The sequence below is a fragment of the Paenibacillus sp. FSL R10-2736 genome (assembly GCF_038000245.1).
Classification (GTDB): Bacteria; Bacillota; Bacilli; order Paenibacillales; family Paenibacillaceae; genus Paenibacillus_AQ; species Paenibacillus_AQ phytohabitans.
Map to the genome: position 1 here is coordinate 6,231,917 of NZ_JBBOBN010000001.1, position 21,067 is coordinate 6,252,983.

Here is a 21,067-nt window from a genome sequence, read left to right on the forward strand (position 1 = left end):
CGTTCCAATTAGATGTAGGCCGTAACTGCGGTGAACATTTGGACTTCCGGCCGCTGTTGTCCCCAGATTTCTTGATTTGTAACCGCTGGCCGCGGTGGAAATCCGGGGACAAAGGCGGACGCTAACGCTCCTACAGTTCCAAATTTCCCCTCCGTTACTTTCATCTTGTATTGTCTATTCCTTAGTTCAATCTTTATAGCTTTGTTTGTGTTATATATCTTTATCTTGAGCCGTTTGCATTTGCTCCAGCAGCTTGGCGGGGTCCACGTCCTGCTTCAGCAGGATCTGCTGGAAGATCGGGAACATTACTGGCTCGATGGACGAGGTCATACTCGGGAAAATCTGTGCTTCGCTGGCGTCAATCAGCGGCTGGAGAGAAGCGGCCAGCGGGCTGTAGGTTTCGGACGTGCCGCCTTTTACCGTTACCGCCTGCTTCGTTTCATCGGACCAGATTTTAGCCATTTCCGGCTCGGCCACGAATTCCATGAACAGCTTGATTTCTTCCTGATGCTTGCTCCAGGATACGCCAACCAGCAGGTTGTCGGACACCAGATTCGTTACGAGCGGCTGATCGCCGCGGTTGACGGGAATCGGAAAGGCACTAAGCTCAAAGGCGGAGAAGTCTGCATCAAAGTTCTCGCTGTAGCCCCATTCGCCCATCGGCCACATGGCGGCTTTGCCTTCTTTGAATACCTGCGCCACCTGGTCATAGCTGAGGCCGACGGAGTTCTCCAGCAGATAACCTTTATCCGCTAATTCCTTCATGCCGTCGAAGTAGCCTGTGAACTCAGGATCGGTCCACTTTTTGTCTCCGCTGGCCAGCTGCGGGAATACATCCGCATTGTCATGCTGATACAGTCCGAACTGTGAAGTAGTGATGAACTGGGTCGCCCAGCCGTCCTTGCTTCCGATGACCATCGGTGCGGTGCCGCTGGCTTTGATGGTCTCACTCACCGCCATCAGCTCTTCCCAATTGGTCGGAATCGCAAGCCCGAGCTGGTCGAACAGCGTTTTATTATAGAACATCACGATCGGCTGGCTGTTATAAGGGACACCGTAGGTTTTGCCGTCCACTGTGCCCAGCTTTACTGCCGCTTCAAGATAATTATCCAGCCAAGGGCTGCCGGAGATGTCCATCAGGACATTCTCTTTGGAGAATTCAGCCACCTGGTTCGGAAACAGCCATAACATGTCCATATCGGACTTGGAGACAATCCGCGTACGGATAATTTCCCGGAATTGATCATACACCTTGTCATGCTCTATCGTGATGTAGGGATATTTCTCCTGGAATTTATCAACCACCGTCTGGCTGATCGGGTTCCATGTGGTCAGCTTCAGCACCACCGGCTCTTTCTCAGCATCCCCTTCTGCAGCAGAACCGCTTGTAGCTGCCGCTCCGGAATTACCGTTTGATGCCGCATTATTACTGCCGCAGCCTGCAAGAATGACCAACAACCCAAGACATAATACCGACAACCACCAGAACCCGCCTTTTCTTCTCATGTGTTAGCCTCCCTGACATTATGTTTGTTTCATGAGTTAATCGTACTCTGTTTGTGTCAGGTTAACTACCGGGTTGATCTGCTGCTTTATAGCTATTAATTGCTTATCTTGGCCGCTCTGCCGGATGTCTGATCCTCCAACTAGACGAGAATTGCTGTTTCCGTCAAATATTTGCTCTTTACTCACTGATTGCGGAATTCCAGCGGTGTTAGACCCGTGTCATCTTTGAACAGCTTGCTGAAATAATGCGGGTTGGCATACCCCAGTTCCTCGGCTACCTCGTACACCTTCCGGTTGCTCTCGCGCAGCAGCTTGCGGGCAAGGAGCATTTTTTTGGCGGTCATATATTCATTGAAATGCTGTCCGGTCTCCTTAAGAAACTGGCGGCTCAGATGGCTGACGCTGACATGAATTGCCTCTGCGGTCCGCGCCAGCGTCACATCCTCCAGCAAGTGCTCATCGATATAAGCCGTTGCCAGCCGGATAATTCCGCTCAGCTTCCCGCCGCTCACCGGCTCACGCTCCGCCGCACTTCTATAGGCCTCCGGCAGCTCCGCCGCTGTCCGGTGAAGTCCGCTGCAGGTATACGCCATGCGGATGCCCAGCATTTTGTACAACCCTTGTTCCAGCTGATCCAGATAACCCTGCATAGCACCGGCTCCCGCTTCGTCAATGGACGCCTTCTGCGGCAGCAGCCAGACCAGCTCCTTGTTCTCCCGGCTGAGCAATATCCCGCCCCATTCCCGGGAAGTATATTCCTCCAGATAATACCGGAACGACATAAAGCGGGCCAGCGCCGCCTGCGGTTCAATCCCTTCGTTCTCGGCCATGCGCAGAATAGCCAGCCTGTATCCCGCTCCATACAGGGACTCCAGTCCATACTGCTGCCACTGCTCCATCCAATTCTCCAGGGGGGCCTGTGTCTCAAGCATCGACTGCAGGAATTGATCCCGGTCCTTGTCGCTGTATCCCGGCACCTGCGGCACTGCCGCCTGATGAAGCTGCTCCAGGGTCCCCGCTGCTTTGAGCAGCGCTGCTGCAATCTCCTCGGCCGCCATCGTCGGCTTATGCAAATAATCAACGACTCCGATGCGGACAGCTTCTTTTACATAAGGAAAGTCCTCAAAGCTGCTGAAGAAGATAATCTGCACACTGGGGTACTGTTCCTTGATTCTGCGCGCCAGCTCCAGGCCATCCATACCCGGCATGCGGATATCCGTCATCACAATGTGAATTTCCTCCCGGGCCAGCACCTTAAGCGCCTCATGCCCGTTCGCAGCTTCGGCTTTCCAGGCAATGGCAAGCTCATCCCAATTCAGCATATAGCGCAGCCCCAGCCGCACAATGGTCTCATCCTCCACTACAAGCAAATTCCACATGCTTCATTCCTCCATTCGCGGCCGGGACGTATCTCCGTCCTCCGGTTGATAAGGCAAATATAATTCTGCCCGGGTTCCCTGGCCCGGACCACTCTTCAGCGTCAAGGTATACGGCGGTCCGAACCTAAGCCGGATACGGTCACGGACGTTGGCTACACCGATGCTTGAACCCGCGTTGCCGTCCCCATCAGGGGCTGGGCCCTGCTCTCTCTCGCCGTTGAGCACCTCCAGTGTATCCTGCGGTATACCGTGCCCGTTGTCCGTGATGGTGATCAGCAGCTCATCCCCGCCATTCCCTGTTATCCGGGCACCCACCTCAATCAGCAGCGGGCCTTCGATATCGAAGGAGCCGTGAAAGATCGCATTCTCCATCAGCGGCTGCAGAATCATCGGCGGGACCATCGCCTGCCCGATATTCTCTTCAATCTGCCACTCCACCTTGAAGCGGTTCGTGTAGCGCAGCTCCATCAGCCGCACATAATGATGCAGCAGCTCCAGCTCCGCAGACAGCGGCACCAGCTCGCTGTCCAGCTTCATATTGGCATGCAGCAGCTTGTTCAGTGACTGCAGCAGCCGGGCGATGCCTTCCGACTGCTGCAGCACGGCCAGCATGCGGATGGAATTGATCGTGTTGTACAGGAAGTGGGGAGCGATTCTCGCTCTAAGCGCATACAGCTCGGCCTCCCGCTTCTGCCGCTCCTTCTCTTCGATCGACTGGACCAGCACATCGAGCCGCCGCACCATCGTGACATAGCTGAGATGCAGCTGGCCGATTTCGCCCTGGACCGGCAGAGCCGCCGGAGTGATGAACAGTCCCCGCTCTACGTCGCGCATGGAAGAGATCAGGCTGCGGATCGGCCTTGAGAGGTTCCGGGCCAGCAAGAGCGACAAGACCGCAGCCGCCACACTGAAGATCAGCACCAGCACCACGGTGAAGTTGCGGATCACATTCGCATCGCCAAGCAGTTCTTCCCGGTCAATCATGAGATAGCTTGTCCAGCCCAAATACTCACTGTGCGCATATACACCGGTCGCCGCTGCCAGCCCGCCGCCCAGATTGGGCAGATTGATCAGGCCGCGGCTTGCCCCGCTGCCCGCCGACTGCTCCGCCGCTGCGCGGAGGAACCGCTCGTTGTCTCCGGTCTGTGTGGAGTAGATCAGCTCCCCTTTCTCATCTGCCACAATCACATGCATGCTCTCCAGCTGGAAGGAGCGGACAATCTTGTCCATGAAGTCCGGACGGATATCCACGGCTACTACTCCGGCCGGAGTGAAATCATCATTAAGCAGCACGCGGGAAGCGGTAATTGTGGGGAACGGAGCACTGTTGAACTGCCGCTCCAGCCGCAGCCCGGAGATGAATACGCCTCCGCTTCGCTTGAGGGTCTCCTTATACCATTCCTCGTCTACCGGACTTACGGCTTCATTAATGGAGGAGCGGTCGCTAACCCTGTAGCCGTAGATATTGCCTTTGGTGCTGTAGAATACCAGACCCTGAATCGTGGAGAAAATCGAAGGGTAAGTCACGAGCAGCTTGGCGAACTGCTGCTGGGTTTCAATCTCGCGGTAACCCCACTGGTCGCGGGGTATGTAAGGCTGGTTCAATATTTGAAAGATTTCCGGTGTGAAATAAGGAAAAGTACTGAAACGGTCCACATCCTCCACCTGGCGCTGGATCGCCGCATTCAGCTGTCCGGCAATGACGCCGAGATCGGCGTTCACCCGCGACTCCAGCGTGCTGACCGATTTGAAATATGCCATCGTGCCGATCACAATCGACGGGATAATCCCAAGCATGAAGAAGGCGAGCATCAGCTTGCTCTGGTATGTTAAGTTGTTCCACCGCCGCATCATCAGCCTCTCCTCCTGGTCCGTTAAATTTTATTCAGTATAAAGGATTCTGCAGACTGCTGCATGGAAAATAACGGAGTAAATATTTAACATCCTCTCACTCCAGACTTGGCAGAATAGCCAAACCCTTGATATACAAGCATTTATATCTAACATATATATGCCGCAATTTAATTGGTTTAAATTCAACATTGTTAGTTTATCTGCCACAAGCGTAAGGTTGGTCATGGCTAACCGGAGACGTGCGGGAGTGCGGGAACCTAGCGCTGAGCTTATAGCGGAAGCAGTCCAGCTAATGATAGATGTGGCGGAGGATGGTGTCGGCCAGCGGTGAAAGGCATGCGGCTTGTGAAGGCCGGCCTCAAAATGAAAATGTTGTACGTATTGCAACTCGAACCTCCCAATAATGGAGGATTCCTAAGGATTGTTGTACGAAATACAAGAATTCCCCCGCTTGGCCGCTTTCAGGAGAGAAAATGTTGCCTTTCGTACAACAATCCTGGATTAGAGCCGCTATCCTGAAGAAATTGTTGTATTTTCTGCAGGATTCTACAGCGTAACCCATCTGTTAGCGCGTCAGCACAAAAAACCGCCAGACCGTTAGGTCTGGCGGGTAACTTTTATCATCGACTGCAAGACTATAGGTTATACGCCTACTGTGCTTCTAATCGGCTCCAGCGCCTCGGAATGGCCGTACACCGGAACATCACGCTTGACCGGAGCACACCAGTTCACGCCGTTGATGATAACCTGCTGAATTTCCTTGTTGTAATAGGTTGGATAGGACTCGTGGCCGGGCTGGAAATAGAAAATATTCCCGCTGCCGCGCCGGTACGTTGATCCGCTAGGGAACACATTGCCGCCTTCGAACCAGCCGACAAAGATCAGGCTCTCCGGTGCAGGCACGTCAAAGTGCGCCCCGTACATCTCTTCCTGCTCCAGGTCAATATATTCGCCGATGCCTGCGGCAATCGGATGGCTGGGCTCCATCACCCAGAGGCGTTCTTTCTCCCCGGCTTCGCGCCATTTCAGATCACAGCTTGTGCCCATGAGCTTGATGAAGATTTTGGACATGTGGCCTGAATGCAGCACCACCAGCCCCATCCCCTCCAGCACGCGCTTATGAATCCGGTTCACTACCTCGTCACTGACTTCCTGATGGGCAACATGCCCCCACCATACCAGTACATCAGTGTTATTCAGCACTTCTTCTGTCAGGCCATGCTCCGGCTCGTCCAGCGTTGCCGTTCTTGTATCCAGTCCCGCTGCGCTCAGAAAAGAGGCCAGCTGTACATGTATGCCATTCGGATAGACCTGGCGGATTCGTTCTTCCTGCCGCTCATGGCGGTATTCATTCCATACGGTTACTCTGGTCAATATGGACACTCTCCTGTTTCAAAGGTGAATTTTACGGTTAATTTAAGTTTTTGACTACTTTTTATACCTCTATCATACAAATCCGCAAGCAGGCTTTCTTCCTGTATTCTTGCTCAATTATTCCCGGATATTGTCTTGCGGTATTTAAGCGGAGAGATCCCCGTTGCTTCCTTGAATAAATGGTGAAAGGTCTTCCCGCTGCCGAACCCGGCCGCTTCCGCTACCCCTGACATCGGCAGGTCTTCGTTGAGCAGAATCCACTTGGCTTTATTCAGCCGGTACTCCGTCAAAAACGCGACAAAGGTCATGCCCGTATTCTTCTTAAACAGCTTGGTGAAATAATACGGGCTGAAGCCCATGTAGCCGGCCACCTTATTCAGTGTAATCGCTTCCTGATAATGCTGCTCCACATAGCTGAAGATCCGCTCCAGCCGCTCCAGCGTCTCTCTGGACTGGGACAATGTGTCTTCCGAGAACTTGGGCTGCTTCTTGACCCTGCTCTTCGGCACCTCCCGCATAATAACCGTCAGCATTTCAAACATCCTGGCCTTAATCAGATAAGCGTAGCCTTCCCGGCGCTGTGTATCCTCCTCATAAATGCTCTCAATCAGAGCCTTTATACTGGCGGCAACCCCTTTCGGCCACTTTGAACTGGAGAATTCCATCTCCGTGAACATATCCCGCAGCGGATAGTCATTGCCTCCCAGTGCTGCAACCTCCTGAAAGAAATTCAGATCAAACTGTATCACTACCCGCTCACTGTCAGGTGACGCCAGGAAATAATGCACATCTCCGCCATTGATGAACTGGACTTCCCCCTGCTCCATGCGGATCGGCACATCATTGATTCCCAGATTCAGACTTCCTTTGGTTACATAGATAATTTCGATTTCTTTATGCCAATGCGGATAGGTCAGATCATCTCCTCCGCAGACCAGGCTGCGAAACGGAAAATGCTTGTCCACATCCGGAATTTCCAGATAGATATTCATAAGCGCGGCTCCTTGTCCGGGATATTGATCATTGCACACTCTATATTCATTTTAGAGAAATATGCCTGCCCATGCCAACTTAAAGTATAGGAGAGCCGCACTAGACCAAAGACCAGTATTATTCCCGCCTCCGGGTGCGTGTATTGTATGGATTTAACCTTTATACTGGAGAAGGTAAAATTTGGAGAGGGGTTGCCCTGATGTTACGACGAAGTATAAACGCGTGGAAAATGCTCATGCTTTCTTTGCCTAAAGGAATAATCGCTTTTGTTATTGCCATTACAGGCCTATGTGTAAGTCTGCCTCTGGTAATTATATGGGTTGGGCTGCCACTGCTGGCCCTGACACTAACCTGGTGCCGCACGTTGATGATCAGCGAACAGAAGGCTGCCGAAGCCTGGTCTCACGGTAAAGGGGGAGCCTCGCAGCATATTATGCCAGACCATCCGGCTGCCTTCCGCTGGGAAGGTCTGCGGACATTAGGATACCAGCTTCGCCAAGGCCAGTCGTACCGGGGAATCCTGTACAGCATACTGCAGCTGCCCGCAGGCATTCTGGGATTCACCCTTGCTCTTGCCCTGCCCTCGGTTGCCATTAGTGCCCTCCTGTCGCCTGTAGTCCAGAGAGTCAGCTCTTCCGTATTCTCTTATGACCAGAATATGCTGGACCCGGACGTCTTCGTGTTCCTGTCTGGTACAACACCGGATGAACGCTCCTGGATCGTATGCGGAATGGGATTTGTGCTGCTGCTGATGCTGCCGTTACTGCTTTCGGGCCTTGGACGTTTGTATACTGCCTGGATTAACATGATCTCTGGAACACACCAGGATGTGAAAGCCCCGCTCGAAGTCCTACATAACGCTTAGAGGCTCCACTTCTGACGAAGGTACCGGCTTGCACCTGTTGTACTATTCCGGTTCACGAAAAAACGGCGGTACATCACCATGATGCGCCGCCGTATCTTTTCTGCATATGTACGCCTCATTCTACTAATCAAATTTTAACTGGAGCGAATCACAAATTGGCATATAGCCTATCTTTTGATAGATGCTATTAGATGTGGGATTTGCTAAGTCCGTATATAAGACGCACTTCGTAAACCCTTTATCCAAGGCAAGCTGGCTTATTTGCGCCACAATTGAAGTAGCGTAACCCTTGCCGCGCTCATATGGAGGGGTATATACAAATGCCACGCCAATAGCCGTCTGCATTACCCTTGTATATCCTGCCATAGAAACGGGTATCCCGTTGTCCTCTAAAATATAGATTTTTTTTGATGCTATCCGGTAGAAGTAAGGATCTGCCTCTTGCGGAATGGACATTTCTGTTTGGCCATAACTCCCCGCTGCATAAAATGCTTCAGCCCAGTATGGGAAAAAGTGAATATCCTTTTCATTCAGCAATCGAACGATACCAACCTTTTGAATGTCCGGGTTTACTGCCGTAAGTTCATATATACGCTGGCTCATGGTTGTATTACAGGTTATTCCCTTGCGCAAGGTATATTCTTTGGCAAAATACTCTGCCAGGTTTTTTTCGGTTGTCACACCTGGAATTTCACTGTCCTTCAACCCGTCTATCAGACAGTTTATAGCTTCCGGGTTAATGATGTTGTCTGTTGCATAAAGCGTAATATTGTGTGGCGGTGTCATTATGGCGGTAAGTTGTATGCCCTTAGCATCCGAAATAGTTGCCATTAGCCAATTTACAGGGTCACGCCAGTCTGTTTTGTCTTTTCCTTCATGCCCAATGATGATATTGCCAAGAGGAATCAAATTTTGTGCTTCATGACGCATCAGGACATCATAGGTATCATGGTAAAACTCATGCACATCCGTATACCACTTGAATTGCATTGAAATATCACCCTTTCATCTGCTCACAGATCTACTTGTCCTCTTCACCGCATTTGGTCTAACAATCCTGCCCGAAAGCTTAATGATGGCATCGTCAGTCTACAACTTTACTTTCTTGTGACATCGGGAAGCGTTGTTCCGGCAGCTTAACCAGCAACGGCTACACCGTCCCCTGAGGGTCAGCATAGCCGTTGCTCCTTGTCCTAAGGACTATAGCTTAATCTTCAAAACTACCTTCCGCACAGCCTCGGGCTTGCCTGCTTCAATCCCTGTCATATGTCCGTCCTGCGGATAACACACGACAAGAGCGCCCGGTCCTGCAGTTACCGTAGATTCTACTGCACCGGTGAAGAAGATCGCATCCTTCTCTGCGCTGTAGTCATCTCTTACATCAAGCTGCTCAATGGCAGCATAGCCGATCCGCTCTGTACCTTCCAGAATATAATGCAGATCCAGATTCACGCGGTGCGCTTCCCAGAAGCATTCTCCGGCATCCTTGGTCTGATATTCGTTGATGAAATAGAACATCTCATCATTGACCTCATGGCGTCCGGCCGCTTGCCCGGTGAAATCGGTATCGCGCAGAAACTGCAGCCCTCTCTGGATCTTCTCTCCGTATGCAGCCTCATCTTTGAGCAAATGGCTAAGTGTATCAACAATCATGCCTGGAATCCCCCTGGAATCTCTGAATTATTCCCCGCCTTGCAGAATACCCAAATAATATATGATCCCGGCAGGCCCGGTCTATGTATTTGTTCACGTACTCCCCGCATATCTATTAAATAGTTACCTTTTAGGAGGCGGTTCAGTGCTTATTATTCTGATGTACATGTTTGCTGTGCTTGGCGTTTCGCTCCTGCTGTCAGCTGCGGTGCTTCAGTTCATACGGTCCCATCCCCAAGCACCCGGCCGGAAAGAGGCCATCCATGCCTTGTCCGCATTCAATCTTAAGTTTCCCCAGCGGTTCATCACACCTGACGAATCCCATCTGATCGCCTTGGATGAGGCGGGCCAGACTATGGCCATCGGTCTGCTCCATCCCGGCAGACAGGAGCCGGCTACAGCCACTATCTACACGTTCGATACCATTCTGGGAGCGGAGATCGTCGAGAATGCCTTAACGCTCAGCAAAGTCAGCAAGACCAGCCGGATTACGACCAGTGCGCCGAGAATCCGCCCAAGTGTAGCCGCCACCCCCGGGTTCGCAGAAGCTGTCCAAGCCATAAGCAATGCCGAAGAGATCAGCGAGCTGACGCTAAAAATCTATTTTAACAACGCGGATACACCTGTCGTATCGATTCCCTTCCTGCCCCGGCTGCTGCCGGCCCGAAAAACAGATCTTCAGTACTCCGCAGCCTTTCTGGAGGCGCAGCAGGTGCACGAGAGAATCCGCAATATCGTCTCAGCCTGAAATCATGCTTAACGTGAGGCCGCTGTGAAGCTCTCCAAGGTCCGTCCTTGTCTTAGCTTACCGATAATCGTCAGCAGGAAGCTCTCCGCGAGACTGCCCTTCAGTATGGCGTCCGCAGCTTCATCCAGCGTGAACCATGCCGCATGATCCAGCTCAGCGCTCATTGCGCTTAGGTCCTCCGTGTCAGCCACACTGATGAAATTAAGCATCAGTGTATTGGAAGGGGCGAAATACTGGCTGCGCATATATTCATAAGCGATGATCTCAAGCCCTGCTTCTTCCTGCACTTCGCGGATCAGCGCTGCCTCGGCGTTCTCCCCTTTATTCACGTAACCGGCCAGCAGGATATAATCCTTGCGGTTATACTGCTGGATGAGCAGGATTCTATCCAGCTCCCTGTTCAGCACCGCTGTACTCATTGCCGTGCTGAACACCGGGAACCGGAACGCGGCACAGGACTCACAGTAGGGTACCTCCCCCTCTCCGTTACATTCCTTCAGGACCAGACGGCTTCCACATTCGAGACAAAACTTCAAGTGTATCGCTTCTTTCTGTTATGGGTATAGTTCAGACTTATTCTAAGCGATTGCTGAAGAACACACCAGCCGTAATTCAATACCGCACATAGACCGCTTCCCGGCAACAAAAAGCCCGCTGCCGGCAACACGCGCAGGCAACGGACTTGCAATTCTTCATTACTCGGCTGTAAACACATACTCGCCTTGAGCAATAGTGAGCGTACGGCCCGCCAGGCCCGGAGCATCGCCGCTTAGCAGCAGCCGGGTCATCTGCCGGTCTTCCCCGCGCCGGAATTCAAATACCTTATCGCCAACCGCGAGTGAAACGCTATCGCCGGGGGTTGCAGATGAACCGGCCTGGACTTCCGCCAAGCCGAAGATTTCTCCCCAGTGAGCCGCCGCCGCTGCCGGATCAGGTACGGAGAATACAGCACGGCGGACCGTCACTTCTCCTGCCGGATGGGGAACGATAATTCCCGCTGCCGTCAGATCCTCTTCCCGAAGGGCATCGGTTCCCTTCCACTCGATTATGAAGGGATAGACCAGACCCTGGTAATGGCCGCCGATGGTCAGCATACGCCATTCAATCCACTGCCCCTGTGCGTTCAGCCGTTTGCCATCAAGTACGGGAGACAGCTTCAGGCCCTGCTTTTCCAGCGCTGAGGCGGTTGCTTCAATATCATCGGTGCGGATCGCTACCCTGCTGAACCCTTCATGATCAGGCAGCAGATTCACGGCATCCTTCACCACCAGATTAGGGGTATCCAGACTTGCCGCTAATTCCCGGTCCTCAATCGCCAGAAATTCGATGTAGTTCAGCCCGAAATAGCTTAGCGCGTTATGAGTCCCCCACAGCTTATGCGATCCGCCGTAGGAAGCGGCCAGGCCATTGTCCCTGAAGGCTCCGATGGCCTGTTCAAGATCATTGACATAATGCACGGTATGATCCCAATGCAGCGCGCTCATGACTTCACCTGCCCCAGCTCCGTTGTGCGTTTCACTGCAGCCTTGACACTGCGCTGAAGCCCGGCTGCGAAGTCACTGTTGTTCAGCTCATACAGCGCGTGAATGCCAACTCCGCCCGGAGAGTTGTTGATGTCCAGCAGCTGCCGGGGATGCAGTCCGCTGTGCCGAAGCATGGCTACGGCCCCCTCTACATTCTCCAGCGCCGTGTTCCATGCTTGTTCGCGCGGCAGTCCTGCCAGCACTCCGGCATCGGCCAGGGACTCGATGAAATAATAGACATAATTCGGCCCGGCCACCCCGTACCCGGTAAAGATATCAATCAGCGATTCCTCCAGATACTGCACCTTGCCGAACCCGTTCAGGAACTCTTCCACCTGCTCCTTATCCGCGAAAGCGTTCAGAGCTGCCCCGCTGTAGCCGAGTCCGGTATCGGTCAGCGTATTCGGGATCACCCGGATAATCGGACGTTCTGCTCCAACGTAACCACCCAGCCTATCGATGGTCACTCCGGCGACAATGGACAGGACCGCCGCTCCGCTTGACGCATAGCTGGAGATGGCCGCGCCAACAGCTGCAAGATCATCCTGCGGCCGGACGGCAATAATGATCAGCTCCGCTCCGGCAAGCTCCGCCTCCTGAGACTTGCCGGCTGCCCGCACGCCATAGGCAGTATTCAGATAAGCCGTCCGTTCTTCATGAATGTCTGCCACGCTGATCTGCTCAGCCTTATAAGTACCATTGCCAACAACGGCCCGGATGATCGCTTCCGCCATTTGCCCGCCGCCGATGAAATGAATTCTGCCCGCTGCCATATCAGTTGTTCTCCCAGGCATCCGGAAGGATGAAGCCGTCGTATTTATCCTGGGCGTTGATGTAATCCTCGAACTCCTGCGATTCATACGCTGCCTTCAGATCCTTGGCCCACTGGGTATCCAAATCGCCCTTGTTCACCGTTACGGTTACCCGGTGCTGCTCCGGCGTGTTCTCAATCTGGAGCGCTTCGGTAATCTGCCGCTTGGCATTGGCGATATAGTTGCCGTTCACCACGCCGTAATCCACATCAGCCAGCGAGACCAGAATCTGCGCCGAATCCAGCGACTCCAGCTTCAGATCGTATTTGTCCGGCTCCACACTGCTGAGGTTGAAGTCTGTGGTCCCGGCATCCGCCTTGACCTTCACCCAGCCGAGATCCTCCAGAATTCGTACCGCACGCTCCTGGTTAACCGGATCATTCGGCAGGGCAATCACAGAGCCGTCCTTCACTTCATCAAGCGATTGATGCTTCTCGGAATAGAGTCCCTGCGGTGCGCTCGGCACGAAGTTCAGCACAGCCATATCCGCATCCAGTTCCGCGTTGATGCCTTCCATGTAAGCCGTACTCTGGAAGATGCTTGCGTCAATGGAGCCTTCCTTCATCGCCGGATTGACCTGCATGTTCTGGGAGAAGGTTTTGATCTCCACCTTGTACCCTTCCTTCTCCAGAATCGGCACAATGCCAAGCCGGAACTGCTCTTCATAGGTGCCCACGCCAAAGCCCACAACGATATCCTTCTTCTCTTCTCCTGTAGCCGTTTTGTTCCCGCAGGCTCCCAGCACGACCGACATCCCCACCAGAACCACAGCTGCCAATTTCTTAAGCTTCACGATATTTTTCATTATTTGAACCCCTTTTCATATGTGAACTCATGCGGAATAGAATCACGTAATGCCTGTAAGGAACGATCTTCCACGGTAAGCGGTATCGCGCAATTGGGTGCAAGCAGGAACGGCTCGTCCGCCATAAGGCGCAGGGCGAATTCAGCCTGTGCACGGATGCGCCCGGGATCATGGGCTGCGAATAAGGCATGATCCACTCCCCCCACCTTCGTCGGCCTCAGCTCTGCATGCAAACCGGGATTACCCGGTGCTGCGGTATCCCAGCTGATGCCCTCAATGGGATAATTATTGAACCTTTCAGGCTGCGAATAGGCACCGCAAGTATGCAGAATCCTTTTGCCATAACCGGCGGCTTCCAGCACCATCTCATCATACGGACGGGACAGCTCCTGAAACGCTGCTTCGTCAAAAACCCCCGGATGAGCGGTGCCGGTCACCGCATAAAAAATCCCGTCCAGCCCCCGTTTGCCCAGCTCCTGCACATAATCTGCCAGCGTCAGGGCGATGGCCTTCAGCGCTTGATGTACACCAGCCCGCTGCTCCTCCAGCAGACTTGCCACGGTCACCGGCTCACGGCTGCCATAAACCGTGTCACCGGCATAAGCCGACTGGCCCGCCAGAAACAGCAGCACGGTAAGCGGCGAGAAAATGGTCTGGGTCAGCGGAGTATCCGGCAGGCCCTGGCGTATAAGGCTTACAGCCTCTAACTGCTCGGCCAGCGGCGCTGCGGCTGCAGCCTGCTGCGCCTGTATATTCCAGACATCCTCCGGCTTCCGGATCACCGCACGGGTCTGCTTGGGAAATACCGTACGGTAATCCGCGGAATCATAGGTGTTGCCCCATGTCTCTGCATAATACGTAGCCCGCGGATTGATTTTGACCCAGTCCCAATCGAATTGCTTCGTATAAGCTACTGTACTGTCTGCAAGATCACCGGCATTACTCTCCCGGTCTATGAAATGGCGCCAGCCGCTGACAATCGGCCGATCGGCCCGCTCCCCTGACAGCAAGGCCGCAAAACGCTCCTGTCTCGACCACTCTCCCATATGCTCTCCCCCTTCTGGATGCAACACATTGTCTCCGAAATATTAAATAAAGAGTTATTCTATCGGATTTAAATGAATTGGCCGTATAATAGCATGGGGAAAAATGAAACGTCAATGAGATATCCATCACTTTCATGAAATATTTCATAAATCCCCGGATCGTTAAATAACACATTGACAGCGCCTTTCCGTTAAAGGTATTATGCGCAGTAAATAAATCAATCGGATTAATCAGGAATCTACAGGAATGATAGATTAATTGGAGAAAGCGGGGCTGTACATCCATGCCGTCATTAACGCAAGATCAGGAACAGCAGCTGGCTCAGCGTTTGATTCAGGTGCGCAGGGAGCTTCATCAGCAGCCGGAGCTGTCGAACGAGGAATTTCAGACCACAGACAGGCTGCGCCGCTGGCTGGCTGAAGCGGGAATTACTGTGCTTGATCTTCCGCTGCAGACAGGACTGATTGCCGAGATTGGCAGCGGCCGGGGCCCGGTTGTTGCCATCCGTGCAGATATCGATGCCCTGCCTATTGAAGAGGATACGGGGCTGCCCTTCTCCTCCGTGATTCCCGGCAGGATGCATGCCTGCGGGCATGATTTCCACACGGCAGGCATCCTGGGCGCGGCCTACTTGCTGAAGGCACAGGAAAGCGAGCTTGCCGGGACCGTCAGAATACTGTTCCAGCCTGCGGAAGAGACCGGGCATGGGGCCATAGCCGTACTTGAGTCCGGCGGGCTCCGTGGAGTAGATGCCATTTTTGGACTGCATAATAACCCCGACCTGCCAGCAGGCTCATTCGGAACACGCAGTGGTGCACTTACTGCCGGTGTAGACCGGTTTGTCATTACGATTCTCGGCAAAGGAGGACATGCAGCTCAGCCGGAACGCGGCCAGGATACGATTGTAACAGCGGCGCAGATCATCACCTCGCTGCAGACAATCGTGAGCCGGCTTACCAGTGCGGTTGAATCGGTGGTGGTCAGCGTAACCCGGATACAGGGCGGCAACACCTGGAACGTCCTGCCCGGCGTTGTAGAGCTGGAAGGCACAGTCCGGACGTATAATGAAGCCATCCGCCAAGCCGTGCCACGGCAGATCCGGCAGATTATCGAAGGGGTCGCTGCCGCTGCTGGAGCTGAAGCACAGCTTGAGTGGATACCCGGACCGCCGGCAACGGTCAATGACCCCCGCTGGGCCGGGTTTGCCGCAGCGACTGCGGCCCGTCTTGGCCTCACTGTCTTTGAGCTTGATCCGCAGATGGGGGGCGAGGATTTCGCTTTTTATCTGCAGCAGCTGCCGGGCGCTTTCGTCAACATCGGTACCGAAGGGGTTTACGGCCTTCATCACCCGCGCTTTGACGTCGATGAATCGGCGCTGCTGCCGACAGCACAGTATTTCGCAGAGCTGGCTGCTGCGGCCCTGAAAGAGCTGGGGAATTAATCCCCCATTCTAATAGCTTCTGCCAGCGCATGTTAGTTTCCAAGAAATCACACCCTTTTCGCTGCTTGCGGACAGGGTTTCTTCATGTTATGTGGAATACACTACAAGGGGGCCCGTCCAACACGGGCATCATCACAACCAAGAGACGGAGGGAATTACAGTACATGAACATCATTAATTTCGCGCATCGCGGCGCATCCGCAGTCGCCCCGGAGAACACAATGGCGGCATTCCGCAAGGGTCTTGAGCTTGGCGCAACCGGCATCGAAACGGACGTGCAGATGACGAGTGACGGAGCCATAGTAATCATTCATGATGAGAATCTTAGCCGCACCACTACAGGCAGCGGATATGTGAAGGATAAGACGCTTCGTGAAGTGCTGGAGGTCGATGCGGGGTCCTGGTTCAGTCCTGAGTTCACGGGAGAGCGGATTCCGACACTGGATGAGCTGCTGGATCTGCTTCAGGGACGTGAGACAGTACTTAATATTGAGCTGAAGAACGGCACGTTCCTTTATCCCGGTATGGAGGAAAAGGTAATAGCCGCTGTACGGGAGCAGGGCATGAGTGAGCGGGTAGTCATCTCCAGCTTCAACCACTACTCCCTTGCTTATTGCAAGTCGCTGGCACCGGAGATCCGCACCGGCATACTGTATGGCGAAGGCTTATACCGTCCGTGGGATTATGCGGCTACGCTTCAGGCGGATGCACTGCATGCCCATTTCTCTTCCGTTCTGCCGGAGTTCGTCACCGATGCAGCAGAGAGCGGAATCGTCTATCATCCCTGGACTGTAAATGATCCCGAACGGATGACCTATCTGATTGAGGCCGGAGTGGCCGGCATCATTACCGATCACCCGGATGTACTTGCCGGGCTGCTGGCAGCCAAGGGATTATAGTATTGGCAAAAAGGCCGGAGTGGCTGCTGCTTCCGGATCAGGAGCCGTCTGAAGCACTCAGGCAGCGGCCGTACCAAACAGAAACGGATACCTTCCTCTAAGGGATGGTATCCGTTTCTGCGTACAGCTATCACTGTCTCATATCTGGCTCATAGCTGGCTCGTACCTGTCTCACACCTGGCTCGTACCCGCCTCATACCAGGTTCATTGCTGGCCCCGGTATTAATGTTGTACGTACTGCAACTTGGCTTGCCACCTGCCCAGCTGTCCGGGAGAATTGTTGCACGAAATACAAGAATTCTCCCGCTAATCGGCTTAAATGAGGGGAAATGCTGTATTTCATACAACATTTGTGGATTAGGGCCGATTTTATGAGCAAAATGTTGTATTTTGGGCAGGATTTCACAAGCTATTGGGCTCTGGAGCTGCTGACCAGCTTCACAGGAGGAAGAGTATTCTCCTGCTTATGGACCGCATAACGCCCGCTGCCCAGCTGCTTGGCATTGTACATAGCGGAATCAGCCTCCTGGAGCAGCCGCTTCCGGTCAATCCTGCCTTGGCTCATAGTGATGCCGACGCTCGCGGATACGAACAATTCATGCGTCTCCAATTTATAATTCCGGGTGATATTCTCCAGAACCTTAAGGGCCAGCTGCTCCGCATCCTTGCGGCTGCAGCGTTTGGCGATGATGACGAATTCATCCCCGCCCACCCTGAAGATATGCCGTTTGCCTTTACGGGAAAATTGCTGCAGACTGCCGCCAACGGCTTCCAGCAGCAAATCTCCCGCATGATGGCCGAGCGTATCATTAATCGATTTGAAGCGGTTAAGATCCAGATATAATACCGCAAGCTGTTCGCCTGATTTGCAGTGATCCCAGAAATGATCCATTCCATTCTTGTTGAGCAGTCCGGTTAAGGTATCCCGGTAGGCCAGTTCTTTCAGCTGCTCGCGCTCTACGAGGAGCATACGCACACGCAGGAACAGGTACAATATTCCGGCGAGCGTAAGCACATAGAGTGCCATAGTAATAAACAGATTGCTATCTTCAGCGGTGAACCCCGACAAAGTTCTCTTACCCAGCAGGTGCATACTGCCAAGACCTGCACTAATAACTAGTACAACCAGGCTCGTGCGGACCGCGCGGGCTCTTTGGTGACATTTGGAGAAATTCCGCGTCAGCCTGAGGATGCTGTACACCGTTAGTACTCCAATGAGAATAGATAATACAGCCAGTATATAATTCCGGGCCTCTTCCAAGTTACTCTGCCCTCCTTTGATAATCATATGATTTATCGCTTTTAAGCGCTACTGTACAGGGTTAGTCTGAACATATTCTGAACATTTCCGGCAGGTAAGGCCAGACTTTGCATAAATGCTAAGAATATTATCGGCAAAAGCTGCAGGATTTGCGATGGTATGTTCTGGGACATATGGAAGAGAGCCGCCCTTTGCACGGGAGACTCTCTTGTATTCCAGAATCGTCCAGACTGTCTATTCGTTCATATGTTCCACGCCATTGTACAGTTCGCAGGTCCAGCCTCCGGCATCTCTGATTATACGGGTAATTGAAGTATTCTTAAGCACTACACTGAGATCCAGTGAGGGAACAAGTCCTGCCAGCGTACTGCGCAGAATGGCGCCATGACTGACAATGAGGACATTGCGCCCCGGATGGCGGGCGGCAACCTCTTCAACGGCCCGGACACCCCGCTGCTGAGCCAGGTCCCGGCTTTCCAGCTTCATATCCATCGTCTTCCACCCGCTGCCGAACCGCTCGATCCGTTCCTTCTCCGTAGTCCCTTCTATCAACCCGCCGTTCATTTCCCGTATCCCCGGAATCAGACCCGCCAGCGGTTTGCCCAGTCTCCCGGCAATGACCTCCGCCGTCTGTCTGGCCCGCAGCATATCGCTTGAATAGATATAATCCCACGATTCACCGCTGAGGCGCTCTGCAAGTACGGCTGCCTGCCGGAAGCCCTCCTCGTCCAGAGGATTATCCGTGTGGCCCTGTATCCGGCCTTCCTGATTCCAGAGTGTGCTGCCGTGCCGAATCAAGCCTATTCTTGTTATCATCGCTTCCCGCCTTTGTGCCAATATCCGTAAGTGATTTAATTTTGAATTCTCCCCCACTCTTAGCTAACGCTTGAAGTGGCGGATTCTTGCGAACAGAAGAGTACCCTCTTCTTATGGAGCAAGCGATCCCTGCGTTCCCGCAGTTTTACATTTTTGACGCAAGTGAAATGTTGAATTCTATCGTTTGGTTAGGTGGCGGTTAAACCGCTACTTGTTCAATATTGTGAGCGGCGTTTTCGTCACGGTCATGGATCGTCCCGCAGGCCGTCGTACATGTCCATTCCCGAACGGACAGGTTCTTCACCTCGGGGTGGATCGTGCCACACACATGGCAACGCTGACTGGTCGGCTCAAACGTGTCGGCGATCCGAAGATTTCGTCCATACCATTTCGCTTTATACGTCAGCTGTCGCACCCACTCGCCCCAAGACGCATCAGCAATGGATTTTGAAAGCTTGGGGTTCTGAATCATATTCGCCACACGCAGATGTTCGATACTAATCGTTTGGTTTTCACGAATCAGTCTCGTGGTCAGCTTGTGGAGGAAGTCATTTCGTTTATTGGCAATGCGTTCGTGAATACGAGCGATATGCTGCCTTGCTTTCTTCCAGTTGGAGCCGCCCGGAGTACGCCGAGCCATCCGCCGCTGCCAAAGCGCCAGCTTTTTCTCGTATTGACGGTAAAAGCGAGGATTGGCGATATGTTCCCCGTTTGAGCATACTGCATATTCTTTCAAGCCTAAGTCGATGCCAATAGGTGTATCCACTTGGGGCAGAGGGTTCTTTTGAACTTCGCAAACGAGCGAAACGAAAAATTTCCCGCTGGCGTTTTTACGAACGGTAGCGGACAATATCCGGCCTTCCAGCTTCCGGGAGTTTGCAAAACGTATCCAGCCGAGTTTTGGGAGCTTCAAGCGACTGCCCTCCATGGCGATATTCCCGTTGGTGAATTTGGTCGTGTAACTTTGAATCGGATGCTTTCGGCTCTTGAAGCGTGGCGCTTGATTTTGCTTCTTGAAAAAACGATCAAAGCTATCCGCCACATGACGAGCAGCCGACTGCAAAGCGATGCTATCGACTTCTTTCAGCCAGTCGTATTGTGCTTTTAAACCGGGGAGTTGTGTTGCACAAGCGTGATAAGACAAGCCTTTTCCCGTTTCCGCATACCTTTGATTCCAAGCTCCCAAGAAGTAATTGAACACAAAACGGCAGCAGCCAAACATTTGACGAATGAGTTGCTGTTGCTCTGTATTGGGGTAGATCCGATATTTATAGGCTTGATGAACCAGGGGTTTCGAAGAAACATCCTGCGCAGACACGAGCATGTGCAACACCTCCTTTTAGTGAACTTATCCATATTATAGCACATATGTTCGTTTCGAAATCGAAAACCGCTGATTCATCCCCACCCTATCGAGGGTGGAGGTATTCTCGGCTTTTTTAGATAAACGAACATTCCTCTCTATGCATGTTCCATTGACGGTCAAGAGAGCCCGCTATATTATAGTATTTCAAGTGCTTCTTTCTGGAGTCCATTCCAGATTCATCCTAAACTGCAGTTATACTGCTACAAATTGAAGGAGATTTCGTTTACTATGAAAAGAATGTCCGTCCTCTTCACCGCTTTCTGTCTGCTTGCTGTCCTTCTGTCCCCGCTGCAATCCCGGGCCGCTGCGGCGGCACCAGCCAAACTTGCCGTCTATGTTGATAAGGAGAACCATTCGTTCATTCCGCTAAGATTCCTGAACGGCTTCGCCGGCATCCAGTCTGTCGTAAGCTCTGCTGGAGGACAGATCCAGGTAACACGCGATGATTTGTCTGTTACCTTCACTCCAGGCACGGCCGGAGCCTCCGTCAACGGCAAGCCCGTTACCCTGGGCGAACGTCCCTTTAGCGAGAATGGCATGACTTATATTCCGTTGTCTCTCGTCAGCCAGACGCTTGGCATACAGCTCCAGTGGAATAAAGATTCCGCATCGCTCAAGCTCACGAGCGGCGAGGCAACAGCCACCCTGCCTGTGCAGAACGGCGCCCTGATCAAGAGCGGTACGCCTGCGTAGTCAGCGGCAAACATACATATAAGGTCGGCGGA

Annotated in this window: 20 protein-coding genes; 5 read left to right on the top strand and 15 right to left on the bottom strand. The window is 52.9% G+C overall.

Annotated elements, in window-relative coordinates; translation table 11 throughout:
- Window positions 1–210: 210 nt before the first annotated feature.
- The 5 genes from NSQ73_RS26690 to NSQ73_RS26710 all read right to left on the bottom strand — a co-directional run bounded on the left by NSQ73_RS26690 (window position 211) and on the right by NSQ73_RS26710 (window position 7,105).
- Window positions 211–1,506, bottom strand: a complete 1,296-nt coding sequence (locus tag NSQ73_RS26690; protein WP_340988908.1) for an ABC transporter substrate-binding protein — start codon at window positions 1,504–1,506, stop codon at window positions 211–213.
- 182 nt (window positions 1,507–1,688) lie between these two features.
- Window positions 1,689–2,885 (bottom strand): response regulator, encoded by a 1,197-nt coding sequence (locus NSQ73_RS26695; RefSeq protein WP_340988909.1) that lies wholly within the window; start codon window positions 2,883–2,885, stop codon window positions 1,689–1,691.
- A 3-nt stretch (window positions 2,886–2,888) separates the two neighbouring features.
- Window positions 2,889–4,739, bottom strand: a complete 1,851-nt coding sequence (locus tag NSQ73_RS26700) for a cache domain-containing sensor histidine kinase (RefSeq protein ID WP_340988910.1) — start codon at window positions 4,737–4,739, stop codon at window positions 2,889–2,891.
- Window positions 4,740–5,381: 642 nt separating this feature from the next.
- Entirely contained in the window at window positions 5,382–6,113 is a 732-nt protein-coding gene (locus NSQ73_RS26705) for a ThuA domain-containing protein (RefSeq protein ID WP_039309665.1), read from the bottom strand.
- A gap of 113 nt (window positions 6,114–6,226) precedes the next feature.
- On the bottom strand, window positions 6,227–7,105 hold the full coding sequence (locus tag NSQ73_RS26710) for an AraC family transcriptional regulator (protein ID WP_340988911.1): 879 nt from the start codon (window positions 7,103–7,105) through the stop codon (window positions 6,227–6,229).
- A 200-nt stretch (window positions 7,106–7,305) separates the two neighbouring features.
- Between NSQ73_RS26710 and NSQ73_RS26715 the strand changes: the two genes are divergently transcribed.
- Window positions 7,306–7,971, top strand: a complete 666-nt coding sequence (locus NSQ73_RS26715) for a sensor domain-containing protein (RefSeq protein ID WP_340988912.1) — start codon at window positions 7,306–7,308, stop codon at window positions 7,969–7,971.
- 123 nt (window positions 7,972–8,094) lie between these two features.
- Here NSQ73_RS26715 and NSQ73_RS26720 read toward each other — a convergent pair whose 3' ends face one another.
- Together NSQ73_RS26720 and NSQ73_RS26725 are read right to left on the bottom strand one after the other, a co-directional pair.
- Complete coding sequence (locus NSQ73_RS26720) at window positions 8,095–8,961, bottom strand: GNAT family N-acetyltransferase (protein WP_340988913.1); 867 nt, start codon at window positions 8,959–8,961, stop codon at window positions 8,095–8,097.
- 210 nt (window positions 8,962–9,171) lie between these two features.
- On the bottom strand, window positions 9,172–9,624 hold the full coding sequence (locus NSQ73_RS26725) for a YhcH/YjgK/YiaL family protein (protein WP_340988914.1): 453 nt from the start codon (window positions 9,622–9,624) through the stop codon (window positions 9,172–9,174).
- A 145-nt stretch (window positions 9,625–9,769) separates the two neighbouring features.
- Here NSQ73_RS26725 and NSQ73_RS26730 point away from each other — a divergent pair, with 145 nt between their 5' ends.
- Window positions 9,770–10,372: a hypothetical protein gene (locus NSQ73_RS26730; RefSeq protein WP_340988915.1), complete on the top strand. Its 603-nt coding sequence runs from the start codon at window positions 9,770–9,772 to the stop codon at window positions 10,370–10,372.
- Window positions 10,373–10,380: 8 nt separating this feature from the next.
- On the opposite strand, the gene NSQ73_RS26735 is transcribed toward NSQ73_RS26730, so the two are convergent.
- From NSQ73_RS26735 to NSQ73_RS26755, 5 genes are all read right to left on the bottom strand, one after another.
- Window positions 10,381–10,908, bottom strand: coding sequence for an NAD(+) diphosphatase (locus NSQ73_RS26735; protein WP_042134141.1), 528 nt, complete (start codon window positions 10,906–10,908; stop codon window positions 10,381–10,383).
- A gap of 159 nt (window positions 10,909–11,067) precedes the next feature.
- Window positions 11,068–11,856, bottom strand: a complete 789-nt coding sequence (locus NSQ73_RS26740) for a VOC family protein (RefSeq protein WP_340988917.1) — start codon at window positions 11,854–11,856, stop codon at window positions 11,068–11,070.
- Window positions 11,853–12,668 (bottom strand): pyrroline-5-carboxylate reductase, encoded by an 816-nt coding sequence (gene proC / locus NSQ73_RS26745; RefSeq protein WP_340988918.1) that lies wholly within the window; start codon window positions 12,666–12,668, stop codon window positions 11,853–11,855. Before proC ends, NSQ73_RS26740 begins: the two co-directional genes overlap by 4 nt.
- A gap of 1 nt (window position 12,669) precedes the next feature.
- Window positions 12,670–13,512 (bottom strand): MetQ/NlpA family ABC transporter substrate-binding protein, encoded by an 843-nt coding sequence (locus NSQ73_RS26750; protein WP_171717460.1) that lies wholly within the window; start codon window positions 13,510–13,512, stop codon window positions 12,670–12,672.
- Window positions 13,512–14,558, bottom strand: coding sequence for a uroporphyrinogen decarboxylase family protein (locus NSQ73_RS26755; protein ID WP_340988921.1), 1,047 nt, complete (start codon window positions 14,556–14,558; stop codon window positions 13,512–13,514). Before NSQ73_RS26755 ends, NSQ73_RS26750 begins: the two co-directional genes overlap by 1 nt.
- 284 nt (window positions 14,559–14,842) lie before the next feature.
- Between NSQ73_RS26755 and NSQ73_RS26760 the strand changes: the two genes are divergently transcribed.
- Together NSQ73_RS26760 and NSQ73_RS26765 are read left to right on the top strand one after the other, a co-directional pair.
- Window positions 14,843–16,000, top strand: coding sequence for an amidohydrolase (locus NSQ73_RS26760; protein ID WP_340988923.1), 1,158 nt, complete (start codon window positions 14,843–14,845; stop codon window positions 15,998–16,000).
- 164 nt (window positions 16,001–16,164) lie between these two features.
- Window positions 16,165–16,899 (top strand): glycerophosphodiester phosphodiesterase, encoded by a 735-nt coding sequence (locus NSQ73_RS26765; protein WP_042233051.1) that lies wholly within the window; start codon window positions 16,165–16,167, stop codon window positions 16,897–16,899.
- A 409-nt stretch (window positions 16,900–17,308) separates the two neighbouring features.
- Here NSQ73_RS26765 and NSQ73_RS26770 read toward each other — a convergent pair whose 3' ends face one another.
- The 3 genes from NSQ73_RS26770 to tnpB form a co-directional block, all read right to left on the bottom strand.
- Window positions 17,309–18,160, bottom strand: a complete 852-nt coding sequence (locus tag NSQ73_RS26770; protein WP_340988924.1) for a GGDEF domain-containing protein — start codon at window positions 18,158–18,160, stop codon at window positions 17,309–17,311.
- Between the two features lie 234 nt (window positions 18,161–18,394).
- Window positions 18,395–18,976, bottom strand: a complete 582-nt coding sequence (locus NSQ73_RS26775; protein ID WP_340988925.1) for a histidine phosphatase family protein — start codon at window positions 18,974–18,976, stop codon at window positions 18,395–18,397.
- Window positions 18,977–19,175: 199 nt separating this feature from the next.
- Window positions 19,176–20,300, bottom strand: coding sequence for an IS200/IS605 family element RNA-guided endonuclease TnpB (gene tnpB, locus NSQ73_RS26780; protein ID WP_340988927.1), 1,125 nt, complete (start codon window positions 20,298–20,300; stop codon window positions 19,176–19,178).
- A 270-nt stretch (window positions 20,301–20,570) separates the two neighbouring features.
- On the opposite strand from tnpB, the gene NSQ73_RS26785 reads away from it, so the two are divergent.
- The gene (locus tag NSQ73_RS26785; RefSeq protein ID WP_340988928.1) at window positions 20,571–21,035 is read left to right on the top strand and encodes a stalk domain-containing protein; all 465 of its coding nucleotides are present in this window, start codon (window positions 20,571–20,573) and stop codon (window positions 21,033–21,035) included.
- Window positions 21,036–21,067 lie beyond the last annotated feature (32 nt).

Coding starts and splice junctions, on each gene's coding strand:
- NSQ73_RS26690 (WP_340988908.1), bottom strand. CDS start 1,506: ATGAGAAGAAAAGGCGGGTTCTGGTGGTTGTCGGTATTATGTCTTGGG.
- NSQ73_RS26695 (WP_340988909.1), bottom strand. CDS start 2,885: ATGTGGAATTTGCTTGTAGTGGAGGATGAGACCATTGTGCGGCTGGGG.
- NSQ73_RS26700 (WP_340988910.1), bottom strand. CDS start 4,739: ATGATGCGGCGGTGGAACAACTTAACATACCAGAGCAAGCTGATGCTC.
- NSQ73_RS26710 (WP_340988911.1), bottom strand. CDS start 7,105: ATGAATATCTATCTGGAAATTCCGGATGTGGACAAGCATTTTCCGTTT.
- NSQ73_RS26715 (WP_340988912.1), top strand. CDS start 7,306: ATGTTACGACGAAGTATAAACGCGTGGAAAATGCTCATGCTTTCTTTG.
- NSQ73_RS26720 (WP_340988913.1), bottom strand. CDS start 8,961: ATGCAATTCAAGTGGTATACGGATGTGCATGAGTTTTACCATGATACC.
- NSQ73_RS26725 (WP_340988914.1), bottom strand. CDS start 9,624: ATGATTGTTGATACACTTAGCCATTTGCTCAAAGATGAGGCTGCATAC.
- NSQ73_RS26740 (WP_340988917.1), bottom strand. CDS start 11,856: ATGAGCGCGCTGCATTGGGATCATACCGTGCATTATGTCAATGATCTT.
- proC (WP_340988918.1), bottom strand. CDS start 12,668: ATGGCAGCGGGCAGAATTCATTTCATCGGCGGCGGGCAAATGGCGGAA.
- NSQ73_RS26750 (WP_171717460.1), bottom strand. CDS start 13,512: ATGAAAAATATCGTGAAGCTTAAGAAATTGGCAGCTGTGGTTCTGGTG.
- NSQ73_RS26755 (WP_340988921.1), bottom strand. CDS start 14,558: ATGGGAGAGTGGTCGAGACAGGAGCGTTTTGCGGCCTTGCTGTCAGGG.
- NSQ73_RS26760 (WP_340988923.1), top strand. CDS start 14,843: ATGCCGTCATTAACGCAAGATCAGGAACAGCAGCTGGCTCAGCGTTTG.
- NSQ73_RS26765 (WP_042233051.1), top strand. CDS start 16,165: ATGAACATCATTAATTTCGCGCATCGCGGCGCATCCGCAGTCGCCCCG.
- NSQ73_RS26775 (WP_340988925.1), bottom strand. CDS start 18,976: ATGATAACAAGAATAGGCTTGATTCGGCACGGCAGCACACTCTGGAAT.
- tnpB (WP_340988927.1), bottom strand. CDS start 20,300: ATGCTCGTGTCTGCGCAGGATGTTTCTTCGAAACCCCTGGTTCATCAA.
- NSQ73_RS26785 (WP_340988928.1), top strand. CDS start 20,571: ATGAAAAGAATGTCCGTCCTCTTCACCGCTTTCTGTCTGCTTGCTGTC.